Consider the following 21,356-nt stretch of genomic DNA (forward strand, 5'->3'; position numbering starts at 1 on the left):
ACCTGTGGCGCCTGCTGGGAGCGCATTTCATCGCAAATGCGATCAGTCCGATCTGGTCGAGTCGATCATCAAAAATGTTGTCCCGCAACGGATTAGGTGGGCGAATCGGACGTCCGTCTCGTCCGCTCCGGTATCGTCAATGCCCACAGCAAATCCGAAAACGGACGAAAACGGAGCAGCGCACGCATTGCCCCGACTGCTGGTCAAAGCCGTTAATGGTGTAGAGCCGGGCCACCAAAAAGGTTGCGCACCCCCCGGTGCAGAGAAACCAGCAACAAGGAGGCAGCAGCGTCATGCCTACTATCACTTCTCTCTCGCCGATCTCGGGACCGACGTCCGGAGGTAACAGCGTAACTATCACCGGTACCGGGTTCACCGGTCCGACCACCGTCCGGTTCGGCACGACCGCGACCACTTTCACGCTGAATTCCTCGACGCAGATAACGGCGATCGCTCCGCCGGGTTCGGGAACGGTGCAGGTCACCGTCTCCAACGCGGGTGGAACGAGTAACGGGGTGCCCTATACCTATGTTCAGGTTCCTGCCCTGACCTCGCTCAGTCCCACTGGAGGCCCGACCGCGGGCGGGACTGTGGTGACACTTACCGGCACCGGTCTGTCCGGCGTGACCGGGGTGAGTTTCGGTGCTACACCGGCGACTTCGTTTTCGGTGGTCTCGAATACCCAGGTAACAGCGGTTGCCCCGGCCGGAACAGGCACGGTGCAGGTAACGGTCGCATCCGCGTCGGGTTCGAGTAATGGGTTGTCGTTCACGTATCAGGGGGTGCCCACGGTGGTTTCGATCAGTCCGAGTTCGGGTCCGGTGACCGGCGGTGTTGTGGTGACCTTGACCGGTACGGGGTTCACGGGTGCTACCGCTGTGCATTTCGGTGCCACCGCGGCCACGTTCTTCGCGGTGTTGTCCGATACGTCGATCGTCGCGATCGCTCCTGCGGGAGCGGGGACGGTGCCGGTTACGGTGACGACGGCGGTGGGTACGAGCGCGGGCGTTTCGTTCACGTATGTGCCCGCTCCGACGTTGACGTCGATCGCTCCGGCTTCTGGTTCGGTGACCGGGGGGACCACGGTCACGCTGACCGGTACGGGGTTCACGGGTGCTACCGCCGTGTTCTTCGGCATCCTTCCGGCGACGTCGTTCACGGTCAACTCGGCGACGCAGATCACGGCGGTCTCTCCGGTGGGGCTCGGTACGGTGCCCGTCACCGTCACAACCCCAGGTGGTACGAGTAACGGGGTCTCCTACACGTACGTGCTGCCGCCGATCCTGTTTTTCGCGAGTCCGCTGGTGGGATCACAAGCCGGGGGCACCGTGGTGACTCTCACCGGTGTGGGTCTGGCCGGCACCACCGGGGTCAATTTCGGTGCTACGCCGGCGACTTCGTTCACGGTGGTGTCGGATACGCAGGTCACCGCAGTCGCTCCGCCCGGGACGGGCACGGTGCAGGTGACCGTCACTACGGCGTCGGGTCCGAGCAATGGGTTGCCGTTCACTTATGTCGGCGTTCCCACAATTGTTTCGATCAGCCCCAGCGCGGGTCCGGTGACCGGCGGTGTTGTGGTGACCTTGACCGGTACGGGGTTCACGGGTGCTACCGCTGTGCATTTCGGTGCCACCGCGGCGGCGTTCTACATCGTGTTGTCCGATACGTCGATCGTCGTGATCGCTCCTGCGGGAGCGGGGACGGTGCCGGTTACGGTGACGACGGCGGTGGGTACGAGTGCGGGCGTTTCGTTCACGTACGTGCCCGCTCCCACATTGACGTCGATCGCTCCGGCTTCTGGTTCGGTGACCGGGGGGACCACGGTCACGCTGACCGGTACGGGCCTTGCGGGTGCTACCGCCGTGTTCTTCGGCATCCTTCCGGCGACGTCGTTCACGGTCAACTCGGCGACGCAGATCACCGCGGTCACTCCGGTGGGACTCGGTACGGTACCCGTCACGGTCGCCACCCCGGGTGGTATCGGCACGGGGGTCTCCTACACCTACAGCTGATGGCAGCGCCCGCGCGGGCTTCGGTCTGAGCGGGAGTTATCGGCGATCACCGAAGGGACCGACTCGATTCCCGGGCCGGTCCCTTCGGCTGCGCCTGCGCATTCGACCACGGCGAAGTGTGGCGTCCCCGCTGGCAGCCGGGTACAGGCAAGGGCCGACGGCGTCAGGCAATTCCGTGGTTGGCTGCGTGGACGGTTCGGTTGCCGCTTCGTCGCACGAACCGCGGCGCTCCGGCCGCCCACAGCGCGATGCCGATGTACAACACCTGCTCGGGGATTCGCGCCCACAGCGGTGTCGCGGGTGCGCCATGGAACGGCACGTCGGCGACGGCGATGTAGATGTTGGCGGGCAGCATCACGACGAACAGCACGGCGAGTGCGAGCCCGGCCGGTCGACGGGTTTTGCCGAGGAAAAGGCCCAGCGCGCCGAGCAGTTCGAAAACTCCGGTCAGATAGACCATCAGGCTCGGGAACGGCACGAACGGCGGCACCATGGGGATGAGGTCCGCGTGTGTCGGCACGGGAGTGTCCGCGAATGACTCGGGAAGGAAGTGCGTGGTGCCGGTCATGATCAGCATCACGCCGAGGGCGTACGCCGCACAGGTGGGCCAATCGGCGAACCGGCGAGCGCCGAGGGCGCCGGCCGCGCGCAACACGAGCAGCGTGGTCAGCAGAACGAGCAGGGCTTCCATCATGCCTCCATGGGGACGGACCGGTTGGGCACCGGCGCTTTCGTTGCTCGGATGAGCAGGTAGAGCAGGACGCCGATGGCGGCAACTGCGATGGCGCCGAAGGCGAGCAGTGTCACGGCGTCGGGCCGCACCACCGATTGCCCGCGCAGCGCTTGCCAGGTGAGTACCGCGAGCACGGCGCCATAGGTCGCCGCGGCGATGACGACGAGGGTTCGTCTGGCCTGCATCGATCGCAGCACCGGAATGCGTCGCGCCGCCAGCTCCAGCGCGATCAGAACCAGGGGAATCACCTGTAACGCATGCATTCCGATGAAATGCGGAACCCGCAGATCGCCTCCGGCGGTACTCCAGCCGAGCAGTGGCAACCCTGGTCCGCCGTCGGAGAGCCCGACGGTGTGGGCACCACTGATCGAGCCACCCGAGGCCCGCTGCTGCGGTGTTTCCCGCGTCATCGACAACCCCAGCGCGGCGCCTACGAGCGCCAGCACCGTGCCCCATCGGATCGCCGCGTTGCGGGCGTGGTCGGCCGTCGGATTGACGAACAGCGCCGCCGACACGACCAGGGTGGCGAGCCAGACCACCATGATCGTCGAGCCCATTGTCGTCCACAGCGCCGCGTTGAGCGGCGTCGAGATATTGAAGTGGCTGGTCGTGCCCCGCACGATCTGAGTGACGATGATGACCAACTCCAGCGCGAGGCCGAGCGCCGCGATCGTGCCCGCCCACCAGGCGATCCGTCGCCAGCGGGTGAGCTGGGCGATCAACCACGCCCAGGTCACGGCGTAGATCACCACGGAAACGGCGAATTTGCCGGATTTGGCCCAGATCGGCAGCCCGGTGAGGGTGCGATCGTCGACCACCAGGCCTGCCAGCGACCAGCCGGCGAGCGCCGTCATCGCGACGGCGAGCAGCATCAACGGGCGATGCCAGGACAGCGCGGGATAGCGCTCGAGCAGGGAGGTCACGAGTTCCGCCTTTGTGAGAGTTAAACTATCGATAGTTGTGCTATCGGCATGCATTATGGATAGCTGTACTTTCCACTGTCAAGAGACCGACACCGAGGAGTCCGATGCGGATCGCCGAACTCAGCCGCGTCAGCGGCGTTTCTCCCGCGACGATCAAGTACTACGTACGCGAGGGGCTGCTGCCTTCGGGTGTGCGAACCCACCGAAACCAGGCGGAATACAGTGACGACCATGTCAGCCGCCTCCGGTTGATCCGGGCGCTGGTCGATATCGGTGGAGTGTCCATCGAGGCGGCCAAGGAATTGCTCACACTGCTCGATAGCGGCAGCCTGTCCGCGCGTGAGGCCCTCGGCCATATGCAGTACGCCCTCGGCGGGCGCCGGTCGCCGGTCGGTGACGAGCAGCGGGAGACAGCCGCCCGAGACGTCGCGGCACTGCTCGAGCGGCGCGCCTGGCGTATCCATGAAGACAGCCCTGCCCGGGGCGCTCTGATCGACGTTTGCGCCGCGTTACTACAACTGGGCCACGCCGATGTGGTCGCGGCGATGGACGACTACGCCGGCGCCAGCGAAGCCATCGCCGCTACCGACCTGGCCTTGGTCGGCAGCGAGACCGGCCTCGAGCGGATGACCGAAACCGCGATCGTCGGAACCATCCTCGGCGACACCCTGCTGTCGGCGCTGCGCCGCTTGGCTCAGGAACATCTGTCCAGCACGTTGTTGCCGCCGCGTGACGGCGCAGCACGCGCAACTGGCGAGGTTTAGCCGCCGCGTTGCGCGGCATGCCCGAAGGAGGAACGTTCCGAAGGGAAGGAATTGCTCATGGCCGGTCAGCTGGACGGCACGAGGGTTTTGATCATCACCTCGAACACCGGGGTGGAGCGGGACGAACTGCTGGTGCCGCGCGATGAGCTGGGTAAGCGCGGCGCGCGGGTCACCCACGCCGCGCCGAAGCGCGAACAAGTGCAGACGTTCCGGCACGATGTCGACAAAGATACTGTCGTGCAACCGGATTCGTCGCTGCACGAGGTCTCCGTCGAGGACTTCGACGTGCTCGTAGTGCCCGGTGGCACGGTGAACGCGGACAAACTGCGGGTCACCGACCGGGCCGTCGAGCTGGCCGAGGAGTTCGCGGGCGCGGGCAAGCCGATCGCCGCGATCTGCCACGGTCCCTGGCTGCTCGTGAATGCCGAGCTGATCCCTGGTAAGACGCTGACCTCGTACTTCTCCTTGCGCGCCGACCTGGTGAACGCCGGTGGTGCGTGGGTCGACGAACCGGCGGTCCGCTCCGCCGAGGGCGGCTGGACATTGCTCACCTCGCGCAACCCGGGCGACCTACCGGACTTCGTCGCCGCCATCGCGCGGGAACTTGTTCCCGCCTCGCGCTGAGGCGACGGCGCCGAACAGGCGGGGCGATGAATCGCGTCCTGTCCACCGTCGCGGAGATCTTGGGGCGCGAGCCCTCCGCGCTGATGCGCGCTCGGTGTCCGGCGACCCGGGGATGCTCGCCGAAGCGAATGAACGCGTTGCGTAACAGGGCCGTGATCTGTGTGAAAATGCGCGGGGTTGGGCTCGTTGCGGCAGGTCAGCGGTGCGATCGAGGAAGCCGTCCCCACGTGGCGCGGGCTCCGGTGCAGAGGGTCACGGGACTATCCCCGAATCGGTAGCGTAGATAACGAATCGAACCTCGCAGGTGCAAGCTTCGCCGTGAGTGTGTGCGAACGAGCGCGGATCGGTCTGCACGCGCAGCTCTCGGACCAGGGCAAATGCAATCTGTTTCAGCATTTCGGAGTGATCTCCAACACATAACGGGTACATAACAGGGTGTTCCCGTGGCCTACTTTTCCCGCAATCGACCAGCGGAAATGGCGTTCGATCTCAACCAGTGGTCAACACTATTGGATGTTATCTGTGCGTGATCTGTCGCGAATTTTCCGCTAACGTCGTTCTCGGCTCGGATAAACACCGAGATCGAGCTCGAATCGCTGAACGCCGGAAACCCTGTCCCGTGGTTCGAGTATCCCCGAGATCACCTGGGGGCAGGGACGCGGCGAACTTCGCCGAGTCGGTGGGCGCAGGCGGGAATCCACATGTCGCAACACCGTAAAATCACCACTCGTGTCCTCGGCTTCACCGCGGCTTTCGGCGCCCTCGTCGCCGTTCCGTTCGGCCTGTCCACCGCCACCGCGTCGGCCCATAACTGGGATGCTGTCGCGCAGTGCGAGAGCAGTGGCAACTGGAACACCGAGACCGGTAACGGTTTCTCCGGTGGCCTGCAGTTCACCCAGAGCACCTGGGAGGCCAATGGCGGCAGCGGCCGCCCATCCGGCGCGAGCAAGGCTGAGCAGATCCGCGTAGCGGAGAACGTGCTCGCCACCCAGGGCCCGGGCGCCTGGCCCGTGTGCGGCGCGTACCTCTGAGGCGCGTACCTCTGATGCGTCAGCCGGCGCCTACCGCGTAACGCGGTAGGCGCCGAGCTATTTCATAGCGAAAGTTTTGATCGCGGTATCCGCACGGCGTCCGCAATTCGAAATCGAATTATCGCCAGCCGAATCCGGATATATCGCGCAAGGATCGGTATTCGCCATCGAGACCGAACCTCCCGGTTGGATCGCGGCCCGGCAACGACGCTCCGGCCCGTCGCGCACGGTCGGGGGCGGGAGATGACGGTGTCGACACCACTGCGTGACCGCAGAGCCAGTGGCGCGGACCTCGCTGACCCCGAGCAGCGTGGCCGCTTCGCTGATCCGCGAATTCGACATGGATGGCAGCTCGTTTCCGTATCTGCGGAATTCAAGCGGTGGGGGTCGTGATGCGCCCGTCCGCTATGCGAATGTTTCGGGTGCGATCGGCTGCTCGGCACAAGTGCATTTGTGTGTCCCGTCACAAAGGTGCCCGCTTTGCTCTAGCGTGAGCACGGTTGGTGCCGAGAGGGGTCGTGGATGCGTAGCGGGATGCTGAGTGCGGCGCAGTTGCGCGACCGGGTCGACGCGGGGGAGATCGACACGGTGCTGGTCGCGATGACCGACATGCAAGGCCGATTGCAGGGGAAGCGTTGCGCGGCACGCTATTTTCTGGACGAGGTGCTCGAGCACGCGACCGAGGCGTGCGGCTACTTGCTCGCGGTCGACGTGGATATGGCGACGGTCGGCGGCTACGCCCTCTCGTCCTGGGAGACCGGGTACGGCGACGTCGTGCTTCGGCCGGACCCGCGCACGTTGCGGATGGCGCCGTGGTGGCCCGCCACGGCGCTGGTGTTGTGCGATGTGGAGCAGGTGGTGCCGCAGGGGCGGCCGGTCGCCGCATCGCCGCGCCAGGTGCTGCGCCGGCAGCTCGACCGGCTGGCCGAGCGTGGGCTGCGCGCGTTCGTCGGGACCGAACTCGAATTCTTGGTGTTCGACGACAGCTACGCGGCGGCCTGGCACGCCGGATATCGCGGGCTGACACCCGCCAACCAGTACAACGTCGACTACTCCCTGCTCGGTACCGGGCGGATCGAGCCGCTGCTGCGGCGCATCCGTCAACAGATGGACGGCGCCGGGATGTACGTCGAGTCGGCCAAGGGCGAATGCAATCCCGGCCAGCACGAGATCGCGTTCCGGTACGACGAAGCCCTGGTCACCTGTGACAATCACAGCATCTACAAGACCGGTGCGAAGGAGATCGCCGCCCAGGACGAGCGCAGCCTCACGTTCATGGCGAAATACAATGAACGAGAAGGAAATTCGTGCCACATCCATCTGAGTTTGCGTAGCGAGGCGGGTGAGCCGGTGTTCGCGGGCGACGGGGCCGACGGAATGTCCGCGCTGATGCGGCATTTCGTCGCCGGCCAGCTGGACTGCCTGCGCGAATTCACCTACCTGCTGGCTCCGAATATCAATTCCTATAAGCGATTCGTCGCGGGCAGCTTCGCCCCGACCGCCATCGCGTGGGGCCGGGACAACCGGACCTGCGCGATTCGCGTGGTGGGCCAGCAGCAGTCGCTGCGGCTGGAGAACCGTGTGCCGGGCGCGGATGTGAACCCGTATCTGGCCGTGGCCGCGCTGATCGCGGCGGGACTGCACGGCATCGATCGGCGGCTCCCGCTGGAGCCGGAATTCCACGGCAATGCCTACCGCTCGCAGCGGCCGTGCATACCACGCACGCTGCGGGAGGCGGCCCAGCTGTTCGGGGACAGCGCGGTGGCGCGTGCGGCGTTCGGTGATGACGTCGTACAGCACTACCGCAACGCGGCCCGGGTGGAGCTGGACGCCTATGACGCGGCGGTCACCGACTGGGAGCGTATCCGTGGTTTCGAACGACTCTGAAGTCACGGGAGCCCGTCCCGTGATCGGCTTGCCGACCTATGTGGAAACCCGCCACCGGCTGGTCCGGGCCCTGGTCGAAGCGGCGGGCGCCTACCGAAGGGAGCGCCGCGAGTGACGACAGCGCAAGTGATCGACCCGGCGACGGAGCGAGTCGTCGCGTCCGTCGAGCTGGTCGGCGCAGCGGAGACCGATGTTGCCGTCGCCGCGGCCCAGCGCGCTTCGGACGCGTGGCGCGAGGTGGCGCCGGACGACCGGTCCCGGCTGCTGCGGCGGTTCGCCGAAGCGGTCGACGCGGATCTGGAGCACCTCGCGCGGCTCGAGGTGTCGAACGCCGGGCACACCATCGGCAACGCGCGCTGGGAGGCGGGCAACGTCCGTGACGTGCTGCACTACGCCGCCGGGATGCCGCAACGACTGCTGGGCCATCAGATCCCGGTCGCGGGCGGGGTGAACGTCACCTTCCACGAACCGCTCGGTGTGGTCGGGGTGATCGTGCCGTGGAACTTCCCGATGCCGATCGCCGCGTGGGGGTTCGCGCCCGCGCTCGCGGCGGGCAACACGGTGGTGCTGAAGCCCGCCGAGCTCACGCCGCTGACCGCTCTGCGGCTCGGGGAACTCGCGCTGGAAGCGGGGCTGCCCGAGGGTGTCTTTCAGGTGCTGCCCGGCAAGGGCTCGGTTGTGGGGCAACGGTTCGTCACCCATCCCGCGGTCCGCAAGGTGGTGTTCACCGGCTCGACCGAGGTGGGCAAGCAGATCATGGCCGGCTGTGCGCGGCAAGTGAAGCGGGTGACGCTGGAACTCGGCGGCAAGAGCGCGAACATCGTGTTCGCCGATGCCGACCTGGAGCAGGCGGCGGCCACCGCGCCGTACGGGGTCTTCGACAACGCCGGGCAGGACTGCTGCGCCCGGTCCCGAATCCTGGTGCAGCACAGCGTGTTCGACCGTTTCCTCGAGTTGCTGGAACCGGCGGTACGTGGCGTTCGGGTCGGTGATCCGTCCGACGAGTCCACCGAGATGGGCCCGCTGATCTCGGCCGCGCACCGGGAGCGCGTCGCCGCGTTCGTGCCGCCGTCGGCCACGGTGGCGTTCACCGGAAACGCGCCCGGTGGCCCCGGATTCTGGTACCCGCCGACGGTGGTGCTGCCCGGCGCGCCCACCGACCGGGTCCTCACCGAGGAGGTCTTCGGTCCGGTGGTCGCGGTGCTCCCGTTCGAGGACGAGGCCGACGCGCTGCGGATCGCGAATGACACCGACTACGGCCTGTCCGGATCGATCTGGACCCGCGACGTGGGCCGGGCGCTGCGGGTGGCGCGCGGTGTGGCGGCGGGCAACCTGTCGGTGAATTCGCATTCGTCCGTGCGGTATTGGACGCCTTTCGGCGGCTTCAAACAGTCCGGGTTGGGGCGTGAGCTCGGGCCGGACGCCGCGCTGGCGTTCACCGAGGTCAAGAACGTCTTCCTCGCCACGCGGTGACCCAGCACATCCGACAGGAGATACGGTGCAGCGCTTACAGGATCGAGTCGCCGTCGTCACCGGCGGCGGCAGCGGTATCGGACTGGCCACGGTCCGTCGTTTCGCGGCGGAGGGGGCGAAAGTGGTCGTCGCCGATATCGACGCCGCGAGCGGTGAAGCGGCCGCCGAGCAGGTCGGGGGGCGGTACGTCGAGGTGGATGTCACGGACGAAGCCCAGGTCGAGGCGCTGTTTCAGGCCGCGGTCGACACCTACGGCGGGTTGGACATCGCGTTCAACAACGCGGGTATCTCGCCGCCGGAGGACGATTCGATCTTGACCACCGGCATCGACGCCTGGCGCCGCGTGCAAGAGGTCAATCTGACCTCGGTCTACCTGTGCAGCAAGTATGCGATCGGGCACATGCTCGAGCGGGGGAAAGGATCGGTGATCAACACCGCATCGTTCGTCGCGGTGCTGGGCGCGGCGACCTCGCAGATCTCCTACACGGCCTCCAAAGGAGGCGTGCTGGCCATGAGCCGTGAACTCGGAGTCCAGTTCGCCCGCGACGGCATTCGGGTCAACGCGCTGTGTCCCGGCCCGGTGAATACGCCGCTGCTGCGCGAATTGTTCGCCAAGGACCCCGAGCGCGCCGCCCGCCGTCTGGTGCACGTGCCACTCGGGCGGTTCGCGGAACCGGAGGAGATCGCCGCGGCCGTCGCGTTCCTCGCCAGCGACGATTCCTCGTTCATCACCGCTTCGCAGTTCATGGTCGACGGCGGCATTGCGGGGGCGTATGTGACGCCGCTGTAGGGCCGGCGTCCAAGCCCCCGCCGGACCGGCCTTCTCGGGCGCCCCTACCGCGGCGGTCGCCCTCGCGCGCTGCCGTCCACTCGCGGCCCGATCCCGTCCGTCGCGGCGCACGGCCCGGAATTCTGCGACCGATATGTGGAACTTGTCGACGGTGTCGTCGGCCCTGAAACGGCGCTGCTGCTGTGCACCACCGATGGATCAATTGTGACTGACATCACATTCTTTGGGTATCGGCAGTTCAGGACCGCCGTCGGCGAGGTCATGCCGGGGCGTCGCTGTTTGCCTGATGAGAAACGCGGGTATCGCCCTATTTCGTGCCGAACCTCCGGAAGTCAGGAGCCGGAGGTGGGAACGATTCGAGGTCCGTGTACGGGCTGGAGAGGACGTGCACGGTGACCGATCAGGCATCGGCGAGTTTCCCGCTGCGGCGTTCGGTGGCGGCTTCGGCTATGGGCAACGCCACCGAATGGTTCGACTACGGTGTCTACGCCGCCACCGCGACCTACCTCACCGACGCCTTCTTCCCGGGCGAGCTGGGGACGCTGGGCACCATGCTCGGCTTCGCGATTTCTTTCGTGCTCCGCCCGCTCGGCGGCATGGTGTGGGGTCCGCTCGGTGACCGGATCGGTCGAAAAGCCGTGCTGGCCACTACGATTCTGCTCATGGCCGCCGCGACCGGCGCCATCGGCCTGCTACCCACCCATGCGGCCGTGGGTGTGCTGGCGCCGCTGCTGCTGATCACCCTGCGTGTGGTGCAAGGATTTTCGACCGGCGGTGAATATGGTGGCGCCGCAACGTATCTGGCCGAGTGCGCGACCGACCGCAGGCGCGGGTTCCTGGGCAGCTTCTTGGAGTTCGGCACGCTCGCCGGTTTCGTCGGCGGCTCCGCGACGGTCCTGGCCTGCCAGCTCGCGTTCGGCTCGGACGCCATGCACGACTGGGGTTGGCGCATCCCGTTCCTGATCGCGATCCCGCTGGGGCTGACCGGCTGGTACCTGCGGGCCAGGCTGACCGAGAGCCCGGTGTTCAGCGAGGTTGCCGAGCACAAGCATCCGCCGGGCGGGTTGCGCGAAGTGCTGACCACTTATCGGCGCGAGACCCTCACGCTGGCCGGACTTGTCGTCGCGCTCAACGTCGTCAATTACACGCTGCTCACCTACCAGCCCACCTACCTGCAGAACACGATCGGCATGGGCGAGTCGGCGACCACCGCGATGATGCTGGTCGGGCAGCTCGTGATGATGCTGGTGCTGCCATTCTTCGGGCGTTTGTCCGACGCCGTCGGCCGACGCCCCATGTGGCTGTTCTCATTGGTGGGTCTGGCGGTGCTCGCGGTGCCGATGTACTGGCTGATGGGGCAGGGCGCCGGGTGGGCCATCACGGGGTTCATCGTGCTGGGGCTGCTCTACGTGCCGCAGCTGTCCACCATCAGTTCCACTTTCCCGGCCATCTTCCCGACTCACGTCCGCTACGCGGGCTTCGCCCTGGCCTACAACGTCTCCACCGCGGCCTTCGGCGGCACCGCCCCGCTGATCAACGAAGCGGTGCTCGAGGCAACCGGCTGGTCCCTGTTCCCCGCCCTCTACATGGTGGGCGCCTCGCTCATCGGCCTGGTCGCCTGGGCCTTCCTCCGGGAAACCGCAGGAACCTCCCTGCGCGGCACCGAGGTCCCCGATGCGGGCGAGCCGACAGTTCCACCCCGGCCCGCCCAACCCGCGTACTGAGTCCGGCCGGTACGACACCGGCCGGACGCGACTCTTGTGCTTCAGCGACGCCGGTTTCAACGACAACGCCCGATGGGCGAGGGATTCGGACGAGATCACCCTCGTCGACCGGCGGACGATGTGGGCACCCTGATGCGACGTTGCGCAACGGAGACCTCGGCGTCGGTTCGATATCGGTATTCCTCGGCCGAAACGCTTCGCCGTGTCCGCGGGTATCAGGACATGAACCCGATGAACAGGAGCAACGCGATGTCCGAACTCCGGCCGTTCTATCGGCAAGTGCAGACGCACTACGACGTCTCCGACGCGTTCTACGCGCTTTTCCTCGACCCCTCGATGACCTACAGTTGCGCCTATTTCGAGCGTCCCGATATGACGCTCGAGCAAGCGCAGTACGCAAAGATCGATCTCGCGCTGCGAAAGCTCGATCTGCGTCCGGGAATGCGGCTGCTCGACGTCGGCTGCGGGTGGGGCGCAACGATGGTGCGCGCCGCCACCGAGTACGGCGCCCGAGTTGTCGGTCTGACGCTCAGCCGCAACCAGTACGACCACGTCCGGACCATGATCGACCGAAAACGCCTCGCGGACGTAGAGGTTCGGTTGCAGGGCTGGGAGGAATACGACGACGACGTCGACCGCATCGTCAGCATCGGCGCCTTCGAGCATTTCCGGCGCGAGCGCTACCCGACCTTCTTCGAACGCTGTCATCGGATGCTGCCGCCGGGCGGCCGAATGCTCCTGCACACCATCGTCGGTTACACCCTCGACGAACTTCGGCGCCGGAATATCCCGGTGACCAGGGAACACGCGCTCTTCCATATCTTCATCAAGCGGGAGATCTTTCCGGGAGGCCAACTGCCGCAGCCCGCCGAGGTGACGCGCTGCGCCGGTCGCGCCGGATTCGGGACGGAGAAGATCCAGGAACTGCGACTGCATTACGCGCGGACTCTCGACTGCTGGGCGCAGGCGCTGCGTGCGCATCGCGCCGAGGCGATCGCGATCGCGTCCGAGGCGGTCTATGAGCGCTACCTGAAATATCTCACCGGCAGTGCGGCGAATTTCCGTAGCGGGCATATCGACGTCATGCAGTTCACGTTGGTGAAGGAGGGCGCGTGCCGGTAGCCGTCGCAGTACGCGGCGCGGTTGTGCCGCCGACGATCCGGTGTGCGGCAACTGGCACGGGCCGCGGTTCTCGGTTCCGAACGCGACATCCGTCGGCTCGAGCGCCGGCCGGAAAGCGTCGAACCACCGTCCGCACCGAATCGCGCGCGATGTTGTCATCGGACCGAGCCCCCGCGATATCCACTATATGAAGGATGCTCGGCCTGCCGACGGCCGCGGCCGGTCGGTGTTATGCGGTACGCGATGTGCGCGTCTGTGCACCGACGACGGGCTCGCCGCCGTGCTCGCCGCCGACCGCGCGCTGTTGCATTGGCGAGCCGTGCAAGCGCTCGGTGACCGCGGCCTGGCCGAACACGCGGTGCAGGAAACGCTGTTGCGGGCCTGGCGCTCGTGCGCCCGGTTCGACGAGGCCAAGGGCGCGGTCCGGACTTGGCTGCTGGCGATTCAGCGCAACGTCGTCGTCGACATGCACCGCGCCCGCGCCGCACGACCGGGTGATTGCGGCTGGGAGGAGCTCGGCGAACTCGGCGCCGCCTACGACGCGCGCCCCGACTTCACCGACGGTCTGCTTGACACTGTGCTGGTGGTCCAGCTACTGGCGCGGCTGCCCGCGTCGCAGCGGGCCGCGGTGACCGAAGTGATCCTGCGCGACCGCGCCTACCAGGAGGTTGCCGACGAATTCGGCGTGCCGGTCGGCACGGTGAAGACCCGGGTCCACTACGCTCTGCGATCTCTGCGCAAACTTCCGCAGCGCGCCTGACGGATGTGCGCCGCGCAGGCTGTAACACTTCGATAACGCGCCTTGCCTTGCTGAGACAGGCGTTGCCAGAGTGAATCATGGGTTTGGTGTTACAAGTGGGAAGGGAGGGGTGCCCCGTCCCGGGGCGCCGACCGCACTATGAAGCCAAGCATCATCAAGGCCGGAATCTGTACCGCCGTCACGGCCGCGGTAACGATGACGTTGTCCGGATTGCTGCCTTGCACCGCGCAGGCGGCACCGGCCGCGCCGGATATGGCGAACAAACTCGCAGGCAGAACCGTATTTCTCGACCCCGGACATCAGGGGTCGGAGCACTCCGAAAACCTTGCCAGACCGGTCAGCGATGGTCGTGGCGGTACGAAGGATTGCCAGACAACCGGCATGGCCACGATCAATGGCGTTCCGGAACACACCATCAACTGGAACGTCGGCCAGATCGTCAAGGCCGCGCTGGAGGGACTCGGCGCCCGCGTGGTCCTGAGCCGCCAGGACGACACGGGCTGGGGCGGCTGCATCGATGATCGGGCGAACGCGGCGACCCAGTCCGGGGCCGCCGTGGCGGTGAGCATTCATGCCGACAGCGCGCCCGCGGAGTATCACGGCTTCCACTTGATCGTCCCCGAACTGCCCGTTCCGAACGCGATCGTCAATCAGGTGCAATCCGGAGCGGGTCTCGCCGCGTCGCAGGCGGTGCGCGACGCGTACCGGCAGGCGGGCTTCGTCTCGGCGAACTACGGCGGCGTGGTGGACGGCCTGCAGACCCGCAAGGATGTCGCCGGGCCCGCGTTGACCGCGGTGCCCCTCGTTTTCCTGGAGATGGGTAACGGGGGCAATCCCGAGGACGCCGGGCTGCTGGAGACGCCGCAAGGCCAGCTGAAGCACGCAATCGCTCTGACGACCGGACTGGTCGGCTACCTGCTCGGCACGCCGTACGCGGGTGCGCCGTCGGATCAGTCGGCGGTGCAGAACATTCCGCAACCGGGCACGCCATCCGACCACCCAGCCGGGGAGCAGAAAACTCCGCAGGGACAGCCGGCTCCGGGTACGTCGCAGAACCCGACGATCCCCGGGCAGCCGCAGCGTCAGGTGAGTCCGGGGCAGCCGCAGAGCCAGGTGAATCCGGGGTACCCGCAGAGCCAGGGCAACCCGGGCTTGCCAGGTCAGTCGGTCCCGGGCACAACGCAATCGCAGCCGGCGCCGGGGACATCGGCGACACCGAAGGTGCCGGGGACCGGTCAGTCGCCGAACGCACCGAACGCTGAGCAAGTACCCGGATTCACCGTCACTCCGGGTTCGATCATGCAGTTGCTGTTGCCGCTGGCGAAATCACTCGGCATGGGCGACGACGCCGTGAGCACGGAGTTGATCAACCTGGCCTACACACTGGCGGGAATGCTGCTGGGCCCCGCGAAATAGTCCGCACACCGAACCCACCGGACGCCATCCTCACCACATCGAGGATGGCGTCCGGCTTTTTCAGCTGTTCACGCCGCGCAGTAGGGTGAGCGGAATGGCTGACCGGATTCCTGTTCTGCTCGTCGCGGGTTTTCTCGGTTCCGGAAAGACCACGCTGCTCAACTATCTGCTGCGGAACAATCGGGGAACCCGGATCGGCGTCGTGGTCAACGACTTCGGCGCGATCAACATCGACGCCATGCTGGTCGCGGGCCAGGTCGACGCGATGATTGCACTGGGCAACGGCTGCGTATGCTGCGCAGTCGACGTCACCGAGCTGGACGCGATGTTCACCCGCCTCGCGCAGCCGCGCGCCGAGATCGACGTGATCGTGGTGGAAGCCAGCGGCCTGGCGGAACCGCGGAATCTGATCCGGATGGTCATCGGAAGCGATAACCCGCGCATCCGCTACGGGGGCCTGGTGGAAGTGATCGACGCCGAGCAGTTCCCGGCGATCAGTGCTCGCCATCCCGAGCTGATCGCGCACCTGCGGCTGGCCGACCTGGTGGTGGTGAACAAGGCCGACCGGGTGGCGGCACAGCAGCTGGCTCGGCTGCGCGCGGAAGTCGCGACGCTCGTCGGTCCGGCGCCGGTGTACACGACAACGCACGGCCGGATCGATCCGGGGCTGCTGTTCGACGAACCACCGCGGGAGACGGCTCGGGTGGCCGAACAACTGAGCTTCGACGAACTGCTCGCCGACCACGACCACGACGATCTCGGTGCGCACCGCCATCTGCACGACGACTACAACAGCGTCTGCTTCGCCAGTGGACGAGAGCTGGACCCACGGAAGTTGATCGGCTTTCTGGAGAACCCGCCACCCGGGCTGTTCCGGGCCAAGGGCTTCGCCGCGTTCGGCGTCGCCGACGAGCGCAGGAAATTCGTCGTGCACATGGTCGGCCGCCACATCGTGTTCGAGCCGGGCAGCTGGTCGCGGGGTGAATCCCGTGGGGCGCGGCTGGTGCTCATCGGGGCAGGACTGCACACGGAGCAAGTTCTGGCCCGGCTGCACGAGACCGTGCACGACGCCGCCGATCCGCTCGACCCGCAGAGCATGCTCGGCGTGTGGCGATACACGCCCCACTGAGCGCACCAAATTCGCTCAGTGGCGCAAATGACGAACCGCGCTGTTCCGGTGCGCAGGGAGGCGAGTCGATGGGGCGCGAGTGCCGGCGACCCGCTCCGTGCTGGTATCACCCGCAGGCGTTCACCCATTCGGACAGGCCGTCGGCGAACAATTGCCGCTTCCAGATCGGGACTTCGTGTTTGATCCGATCGACCAGCTCCTCGCACGCGGCGAACGCCTCGCCGCGATGCGCCGCCGCCACCGCGACGACGATCGCGCGATCACCGATGGTGAGTGGGCCGACGCGGTGTGCTGCGGCGACCGGCAAGCCATGCGCGGCGGCGAGTTCGGTGCAGACGGTGTGCAGAAAGCGCTGCGCCTGTGGGTGCGCGGAGTATTCCAGGGCCGAAACGGCCTGTCCGCCATCGTGATCGCGGACCTTCCCGGTGAACACCACGACCGCGCCGTAGTGCGGTCCGGTCACCGCCGCCTCGACCTCCGCGGGGTCGAGTGGCTGGTCGCTGATCCGAGCGAGCCGGACCGTGGCCTCAGCCGTTGTCATGACTACCACCTCCGGCTACTTGTGCGAGCAGATGATCCAGCAGCGGTTCCAGCACCGCGATACCGTCTTCGACGCCGCCGGGCGATCCGGGCAGATTCACGATCACCGCGCGGCCCGCGAGGCCGGCTACCCCGCGGCTGAGGGCGGCGAGCGGGAATTTCGCGGTGCCGCGCTGCCGGATCGCCTCGGCCACACCGGGCAGTTCACGGTCGAGCAACGCGAGGGTGGCCTCGGGAGTCGCGTCGGTGGGGGAGGCGCCGGTTCCGCCGGTGCTGATCACGAGCGCGGGTTCGAAGCGCAGTGCGTCGGCCAGACCGAACTCGATCTCCGCGTCGGCGTACACCAGTGGGCCACGCACCGAGAAGCCGAGACCGGAAAGCCATTGCGCGAGGACCGGGCCGGTCGTGTCGACGCGAGTGCCCGCCGCGACGCCCGTGGAGGAGACCAGCACCACCGCGGAGCGTTCGGCCTCCTCGGGTTCCCGCTCGGGGGAGTCCGCGTCTTCCTCGGCGGCAACGTCGTTGCTGGTCCAGGTGATCTCGTCAGCCGGCTGCCGAATCTGCGCCTCGACCCGCTCCGCGGCGGCCGGACGCTCCCAATGTCCCCGCTTGCCACCGTCTTTGGTGAGCAGCCGCACATCGGTGAGGATCGCCGCGGGATCGACCGCTTTCACCATGTCGTGCAACGTCAGGCCGGCGACCGCGACCGCGGTGAGCGCCTCCATCTCGACGCCGGTGGGGCCCGTGGTCTTCGCGGTGGCCTCGATCGTGATGGCGGTGTTGGTGAATTCGAACTCGACCCGCACCGACGAGAGCGCCAGCTGATGACACAGCGGGATCAGCTCCGAGGTCTTCTTGGCCCCCGCGATGCCCGCGATGCGCGCGGTGGACAGCACGTCCGCCTTCGGCAGGTCATCGGCCCGCACCAGCGCGACCACTTCGGCCGTGGTGCGCAACTCGCCCGCCGCGACAGCGGTCCGGGCGGTGTCGCTCTTCTCGCTCACATCGACCATGCGGGCGCGACCTTCGTTGTCGACGTGGGACAGTCCGGCTGTCTCCCTTGTTCGGTCGCTGCGCTCGCTCATCCCTGCGCCTCGCTTGTGTTCGGCTCCGGAACGAGCGAGCGCCCAGTGGTGTCCCTTGTTCGCTCGCTCATAGTGACCACACTCGCACAAGTGCGCCCGCGGGCAATGCGGTGACCTCGGCGGGCACGTCGATCAGCACGTCGGCCCAGGCCATGCCCGCCACCAGATGCGAGCCGGGTCCCGATACCGCCTCGACCGCATTCGGGTACCGAGGCAGCGGGGATTGCTCCGACTGGACGTGGACCAACTTGCCCCGCAGGAATTGCCGCTTGCCCTCCGGGGAGCGCGGCACCGCGGCGAGCAGCGGAAGCTCGAAACAGTCCACTTCGGGCAGTCCGGCGAGGTGGCGCAGGATGGGGCGGGCGAACACCTCGAACGACACCATCGTGCTGACCGGGTTGCCGGGGAAACTGAGCACCGGCACCCCGTCGATGACACTGAGCCCCTGCGGACCGCCCGGCTGCATCGCGACCGAGCCGAACTGCCCGCCCAGCGGCTCGAGCACGTCCTTGACCACCTCGAAGTCGCCCTTGGACACGCCACCGGAGGTGAACACCACGTCGGCAGCCTTGGTCGCGGCGGACAGCAACGCGCGAAATCGCGCCGGATCATCGGGGCTGTGCGCCACCGAGACGACCTCGACCCCGTTCGCCGTGAGCGCGGCGGCCAGGGCGGTGCCGTTGGAGTTGTAGATCTGTCCTGGACGTAACGCGGTTCCCGCCGCTACCAACTCGTCGCCGGTGGTGATCACCGCGCCGCGCACCGCACCGAACACCGCCACCGTCGGCAGGCCGACCGCGGCCAGCGCCGCGACATGCCGGGGCGCCAGCAGGGTTCCCGCGCGGGCGAGCAAGTCGCCGGCGCGCACGTCGGTACCGGGCTCACGCACGAATTCGCCTGTGCTGCGGCCACGTTCGATGGTCACCATGGCGTCGTCGGCATGGGTGTCCTCGACCGGAACCACGCAGTCCGCCCCCGGTGGAAGCGGTGCGCCGGTCATCACCTTGACCGCCGCGCCGTGCGGCAGCGGCGTGCGGCCGGGCGCGCCGGCGGCGACCACGCCCGCCCGCGGCAGCGTGACCGGTGTGACCAGGACCGATTCCGCCCGCACGGCGTATCCGTCCATCGCGGAATTGCGGAATACCGGCAGGTCGATCGGCGAACGGACGTCCTCGGCCAGCTGCCTGCCCAGCGCCCGCGACACCGCGACGGACTCGACCGCACGCGCGGCCAGCGGCCGCAACAGCTGTTCGATGCGGTCGCGGTAGTCGTCGACGGGCCTGGCCGAAACGCTCGCGGGCCGGGGTTTCATGCGAGTCAGCCTAATCCGCGTGCCCGGACGCGCTCCGCCCGGCGGCCGCGCTGGGCGCCGGGGAGCCAGTAGTGGCCGTGGCACGGGCGCCCTCGGGGGGCCGTCCTGGATTGCGCCGGGTCGGGTATGGAGGTGACGGCCATAGAACGGATGGCGGCCGGGGCGTAGCTGGCGCGGCGGACGAGAGCGGAGGCGGTAGCGGAAGAGAGACAGCCGCGGGTCCGTGCCCGGATCGCGTCGGCCGGGCGCAGGCGGGGTAGCCGCCCGGCGTTCCGCGTTTCCAGCTTCCGCTGCCGGCCCGATCCGGTGACCGAAGTGATGCTGTGCCGCGGTCGTCGATGGGTGCGGTTTACCGGCGGCGCGGACCCCGGTGAGCGCTCGGAGGCCATTCCGCTCGCCGACAAATCGGAAGGGGCGGTCATAATGGACGTGTGACTCTGGTCGAGATCGGGATTCCCGCCGTGCGTTCCGGGCGTCCCTCGCTCGACGGCCGCCCCGAGACCCCCTATTTGCTGGATCGTTTCGGACGTGTCGCCCGAGACCTGCGCATCTCCATCACCGAGAAGTGCTCGCTGCGCTGCACCTACTGCATGCCGGAGGAGGGGCTGCCGGAGATTCCCCGGCACGAACTGCTCACCGTGGACGAGATCGTGCGGTTGGTGCGGCTCGCGGTGCGCGATCTGGGGGTGCGCGAGGTCCGCTTCACCGGGGGCGAGCCGCTGATGCGGCGCGAACTGGAGCAGATCATCGCGGGGTGCCACGCGGAGGTCCCGCACATCCCGCTGGCCATCACGACCAACGGTATCGGGCTCGAGCACCGCGCCCACCGACTCGCCGCGGCCGGCCTGCACCGGGTGAACGTGTCGCTGGACACCGTCGACCGGGCCGGATTCGCGCAGCTGACCCGGCGGGACCGGCTCGAATCCGTGTTCGCCGGTATCCGCGCCGCCCGGGACGCCGGACTGGCCCCGGTCAAGGTCAACGCGGTGCTGATGCGCGCGACGCTCTCCGGCGCGCCGGATCTGCTGCGCTGGTGCCTGGACGAGGGCTGCGAGCTACGGTTCATCGAGGAGATGCCGCTCGACGCCGACCACGAGTGGGCCCGGACCAACATGGTCACGGCGGCCGAGTTGCTCGAGGTGCTCGGCGCGCGATTCGAGCTCACCGCGTCCGGACGTGTCGATCCGGCGGCCCCGGCGGAGAAATGGCTGGTCGACGGTGGGCCCGGCACCGTGGGCATCATCGCGACGGTCACCCGCAAGTTCTGTGACACCTGCGACCGCACCCGGCTCACCGCGGACGGCATGCTGCGGTCCTGCCTGTTCAGCGATCAGGAGTTCGACCTGCGCCAGGTGCTGCGTTCCGGCGCCGACGACGAGGAACTGGCGACGCTCTGGCGCGGCGCGATGTGGAACAAGTGGGCGGGGCACGGCATCGACGGGGAGGGCTTCGTCCCGCCGGAGCGGACGATGGGAGCCATCGGTGGTTGAGATCCGCTACTTCGCCGCGATCGCCGACGCGGTCGGCAAGGACATCGAGACCATGGACTTTCCGGCCGGCGCCACGGTGGCCGACCTGCGCGCCACCCTTGCGGCCACCTACGGCCCGGATCTGGACAAGATGCTGGCGGTGTGCGCCTACCTGATCGGCGACGAACTCACCCGCGACCCCTCAGCCGTGCTCAGCGCCCGGGTCGACGTACTCCCGCCGTTCGCGGGCGGCTGATTTTATTGCAGCGCCTGCGGCGCTGCGGGTTCGCGGCCCCCCCTTATGGCTCGCGTCCGAGCGACCGGGCCGCGAACGGGGAATGCGCGGTCTCGCTTCGCTCGAAAGTCGGAGTTGGGCCGACGCGAGTGCGCTGTGCCGTGATCGTGGGACCAGAGTTCGCCTGTACGGGGGTCAGTAGCGGGCGGTGACCCGGGCCCCGGTTTCGTCACGGGCGTGGTGGGTTCGCGCGGACGCGAGCCGAGCCGCGAACAAGGGGATGCTCGGTCTTGCTCGCTCGGAAAGCCGGCTGAGCTGTGGTTGCTT

18 protein-coding genes and 1 pseudogene are annotated in these 21,356 nt (G+C 67.6%); 14 read left to right on the forward strand and 5 right to left on the reverse strand.

The genetic code is table 11. The features are described 5' to 3' along the window. Nucleotides 1-293: 293 nt before the first annotated feature. Nucleotides 294-2,012 (forward strand): IPT/TIG domain-containing protein, encoded by a 1,719-nt coding sequence (locus ACT86A_RS01645; RefSeq protein ID WP_445090154.1) that lies wholly within the window; start codon nucleotides 294-296, stop codon nucleotides 2,010-2,012. A gap of 163 nt (nucleotides 2,013-2,175) precedes the next feature. Here the strand turns inward: ACT86A_RS01645 and ACT86A_RS01650 are convergent, their stop codons facing one another. Together ACT86A_RS01650 and ACT86A_RS01655 are read right to left on the reverse strand one after the other, a co-directional pair. Then, nucleotides 2,176-2,703 (reverse strand): DoxX family protein, encoded by a 528-nt coding sequence (locus ACT86A_RS01650; protein WP_445090155.1) that lies wholly within the window; start codon nucleotides 2,701-2,703, stop codon nucleotides 2,176-2,178. Then, entirely contained in the window at nucleotides 2,703-3,668 is a 966-nt protein-coding gene (locus ACT86A_RS01655) for a hypothetical protein (protein ID WP_445090156.1), read from the reverse strand. Before ACT86A_RS01655 ends, ACT86A_RS01650 begins: the two co-directional genes overlap by 1 nt. Before the next feature lie 104 nt (nucleotides 3,669-3,772). On the opposite strand from ACT86A_RS01655, the gene ACT86A_RS01660 reads away from it, so the two are divergent. The 11 genes and pseudogenes from ACT86A_RS01660 to ACT86A_RS01710 all read left to right on the forward strand — a co-directional run bounded on the left by ACT86A_RS01660 (nucleotide 3,773) and on the right by ACT86A_RS01710 (nucleotide 16,388). Beyond that, nucleotides 3,773-4,432, forward strand: a complete 660-nt coding sequence (locus ACT86A_RS01660; RefSeq protein WP_445090157.1) for a MerR family transcriptional regulator — start codon at nucleotides 3,773-3,775, stop codon at nucleotides 4,430-4,432. A 57-nt stretch (nucleotides 4,433-4,489) separates the two neighbouring features. Continuing rightward, nucleotides 4,490-5,056, forward strand: a complete 567-nt coding sequence (locus ACT86A_RS01665) for a type 1 glutamine amidotransferase domain-containing protein (protein ID WP_445090158.1) — start codon at nucleotides 4,490-4,492, stop codon at nucleotides 5,054-5,056. 701 nt (nucleotides 5,057-5,757) lie between these two features. Further along, nucleotides 5,758-6,084: pseudogene (locus tag ACT86A_RS01670) on the forward strand (transglycosylase family protein); the annotation flags it as partial. Between the two features lie 525 nt (nucleotides 6,085-6,609). Continuing rightward, nucleotides 6,610-7,974 carry a glutamine synthetase family protein gene (locus ACT86A_RS01675; RefSeq protein WP_445090159.1) on the forward strand — a complete coding sequence of 455 codons (1,365 nt, stop codon included), beginning with the start codon at nucleotides 6,610-6,612 and terminating at the stop codon, nucleotides 7,972-7,974. A 111-nt stretch (nucleotides 7,975-8,085) separates the two neighbouring features. Further along, nucleotides 8,086-9,447, forward strand: coding sequence for an aldehyde dehydrogenase family protein (locus tag ACT86A_RS01680; RefSeq protein ID WP_445090160.1), 1,362 nt, complete (start codon nucleotides 8,086-8,088; stop codon nucleotides 9,445-9,447). A gap of 25 nt (nucleotides 9,448-9,472) precedes the next feature. Continuing rightward, nucleotides 9,473-10,237 (forward strand): 3-oxoacyl-ACP reductase, encoded by a 765-nt coding sequence (locus ACT86A_RS01685; protein ID WP_445090161.1) that lies wholly within the window; start codon nucleotides 9,473-9,475, stop codon nucleotides 10,235-10,237. A 449-nt stretch (nucleotides 10,238-10,686) separates the two neighbouring features. Further along, a complete protein-coding gene (locus tag ACT86A_RS01690; protein WP_445090317.1) occupies nucleotides 10,687-11,961 on the forward strand; it encodes an MFS transporter in 1,275 nt (424 codons plus the stop codon). A 249-nt stretch (nucleotides 11,962-12,210) separates the two neighbouring features. Then, entirely contained in the window at nucleotides 12,211-13,083 is an 873-nt protein-coding gene (locus ACT86A_RS01695; protein ID WP_445090162.1) for a cyclopropane mycolic acid synthase family methyltransferase, read from the forward strand. A gap of 187 nt (nucleotides 13,084-13,270) precedes the next feature. Beyond that, nucleotides 13,271-13,843, forward strand: a complete 573-nt coding sequence (locus ACT86A_RS01700) for a sigma-70 family RNA polymerase sigma factor (protein WP_445090163.1) — start codon at nucleotides 13,271-13,273, stop codon at nucleotides 13,841-13,843. Between the two features lie 195 nt (nucleotides 13,844-14,038). Then, entirely contained in the window at nucleotides 14,039-15,259 is a 1,221-nt protein-coding gene (locus tag ACT86A_RS01705; protein ID WP_445090318.1) for an N-acetylmuramoyl-L-alanine amidase, read from the forward strand. A gap of 94 nt (nucleotides 15,260-15,353) precedes the next feature. Further along, on the forward strand, nucleotides 15,354-16,388 hold the full coding sequence (locus ACT86A_RS01710; protein ID WP_445090164.1) for a CobW family GTP-binding protein: 1,035 nt from the start codon (nucleotides 15,354-15,356) through the stop codon (nucleotides 16,386-16,388). Nucleotides 16,389-16,494: 106 nt separating this feature from the next. Here ACT86A_RS01710 and ACT86A_RS01715 read toward each other — a convergent pair whose 3' ends face one another. From ACT86A_RS01715 to ACT86A_RS01725, 3 genes are all read right to left on the reverse strand, one after another. Beyond that, nucleotides 16,495-16,929 (reverse strand): molybdenum cofactor biosynthesis protein MoaE, encoded by a 435-nt coding sequence (locus ACT86A_RS01715; RefSeq protein WP_445090165.1) that lies wholly within the window; start codon nucleotides 16,927-16,929, stop codon nucleotides 16,495-16,497. After that, nucleotides 16,916-18,013, reverse strand: coding sequence for a bifunctional molybdenum cofactor biosynthesis protein MoaC/MoaB (moaCB, locus tag ACT86A_RS01720; protein WP_445090166.1), 1,098 nt, complete (start codon nucleotides 18,011-18,013; stop codon nucleotides 16,916-16,918). The genes ACT86A_RS01715 and moaCB overlap by 14 nt, the downstream gene beginning before the upstream one ends. Before the next feature lie 67 nt (nucleotides 18,014-18,080). Next, nucleotides 18,081-19,325 (reverse strand): molybdopterin molybdotransferase MoeA, encoded by a 1,245-nt coding sequence (locus tag ACT86A_RS01725; protein WP_445090167.1) that lies wholly within the window; start codon nucleotides 19,323-19,325, stop codon nucleotides 18,081-18,083. Between the two features lie 431 nt (nucleotides 19,326-19,756). Between ACT86A_RS01725 and moaA the strand changes: the two genes are divergently transcribed. Together moaA and ACT86A_RS01735 are read left to right on the forward strand one after the other, a co-directional pair. After that, nucleotides 19,757-20,815, forward strand: a complete 1,059-nt coding sequence (gene moaA, locus ACT86A_RS01730) for a GTP 3',8-cyclase MoaA (RefSeq protein WP_445090168.1) — start codon at nucleotides 19,757-19,759, stop codon at nucleotides 20,813-20,815. Then, nucleotides 20,808-21,050 (forward strand): MoaD/ThiS family protein, encoded by a 243-nt coding sequence (locus ACT86A_RS01735; RefSeq protein ID WP_445090169.1) that lies wholly within the window; start codon nucleotides 20,808-20,810, stop codon nucleotides 21,048-21,050. The genes moaA and ACT86A_RS01735 overlap by 8 nt, the downstream gene beginning before the upstream one ends. The last annotated feature ends 306 nt before the right edge of the window (nucleotides 21,051-21,356 follow it).

The organism is Nocardia glycosmidis, assembly GCF_052545115.1.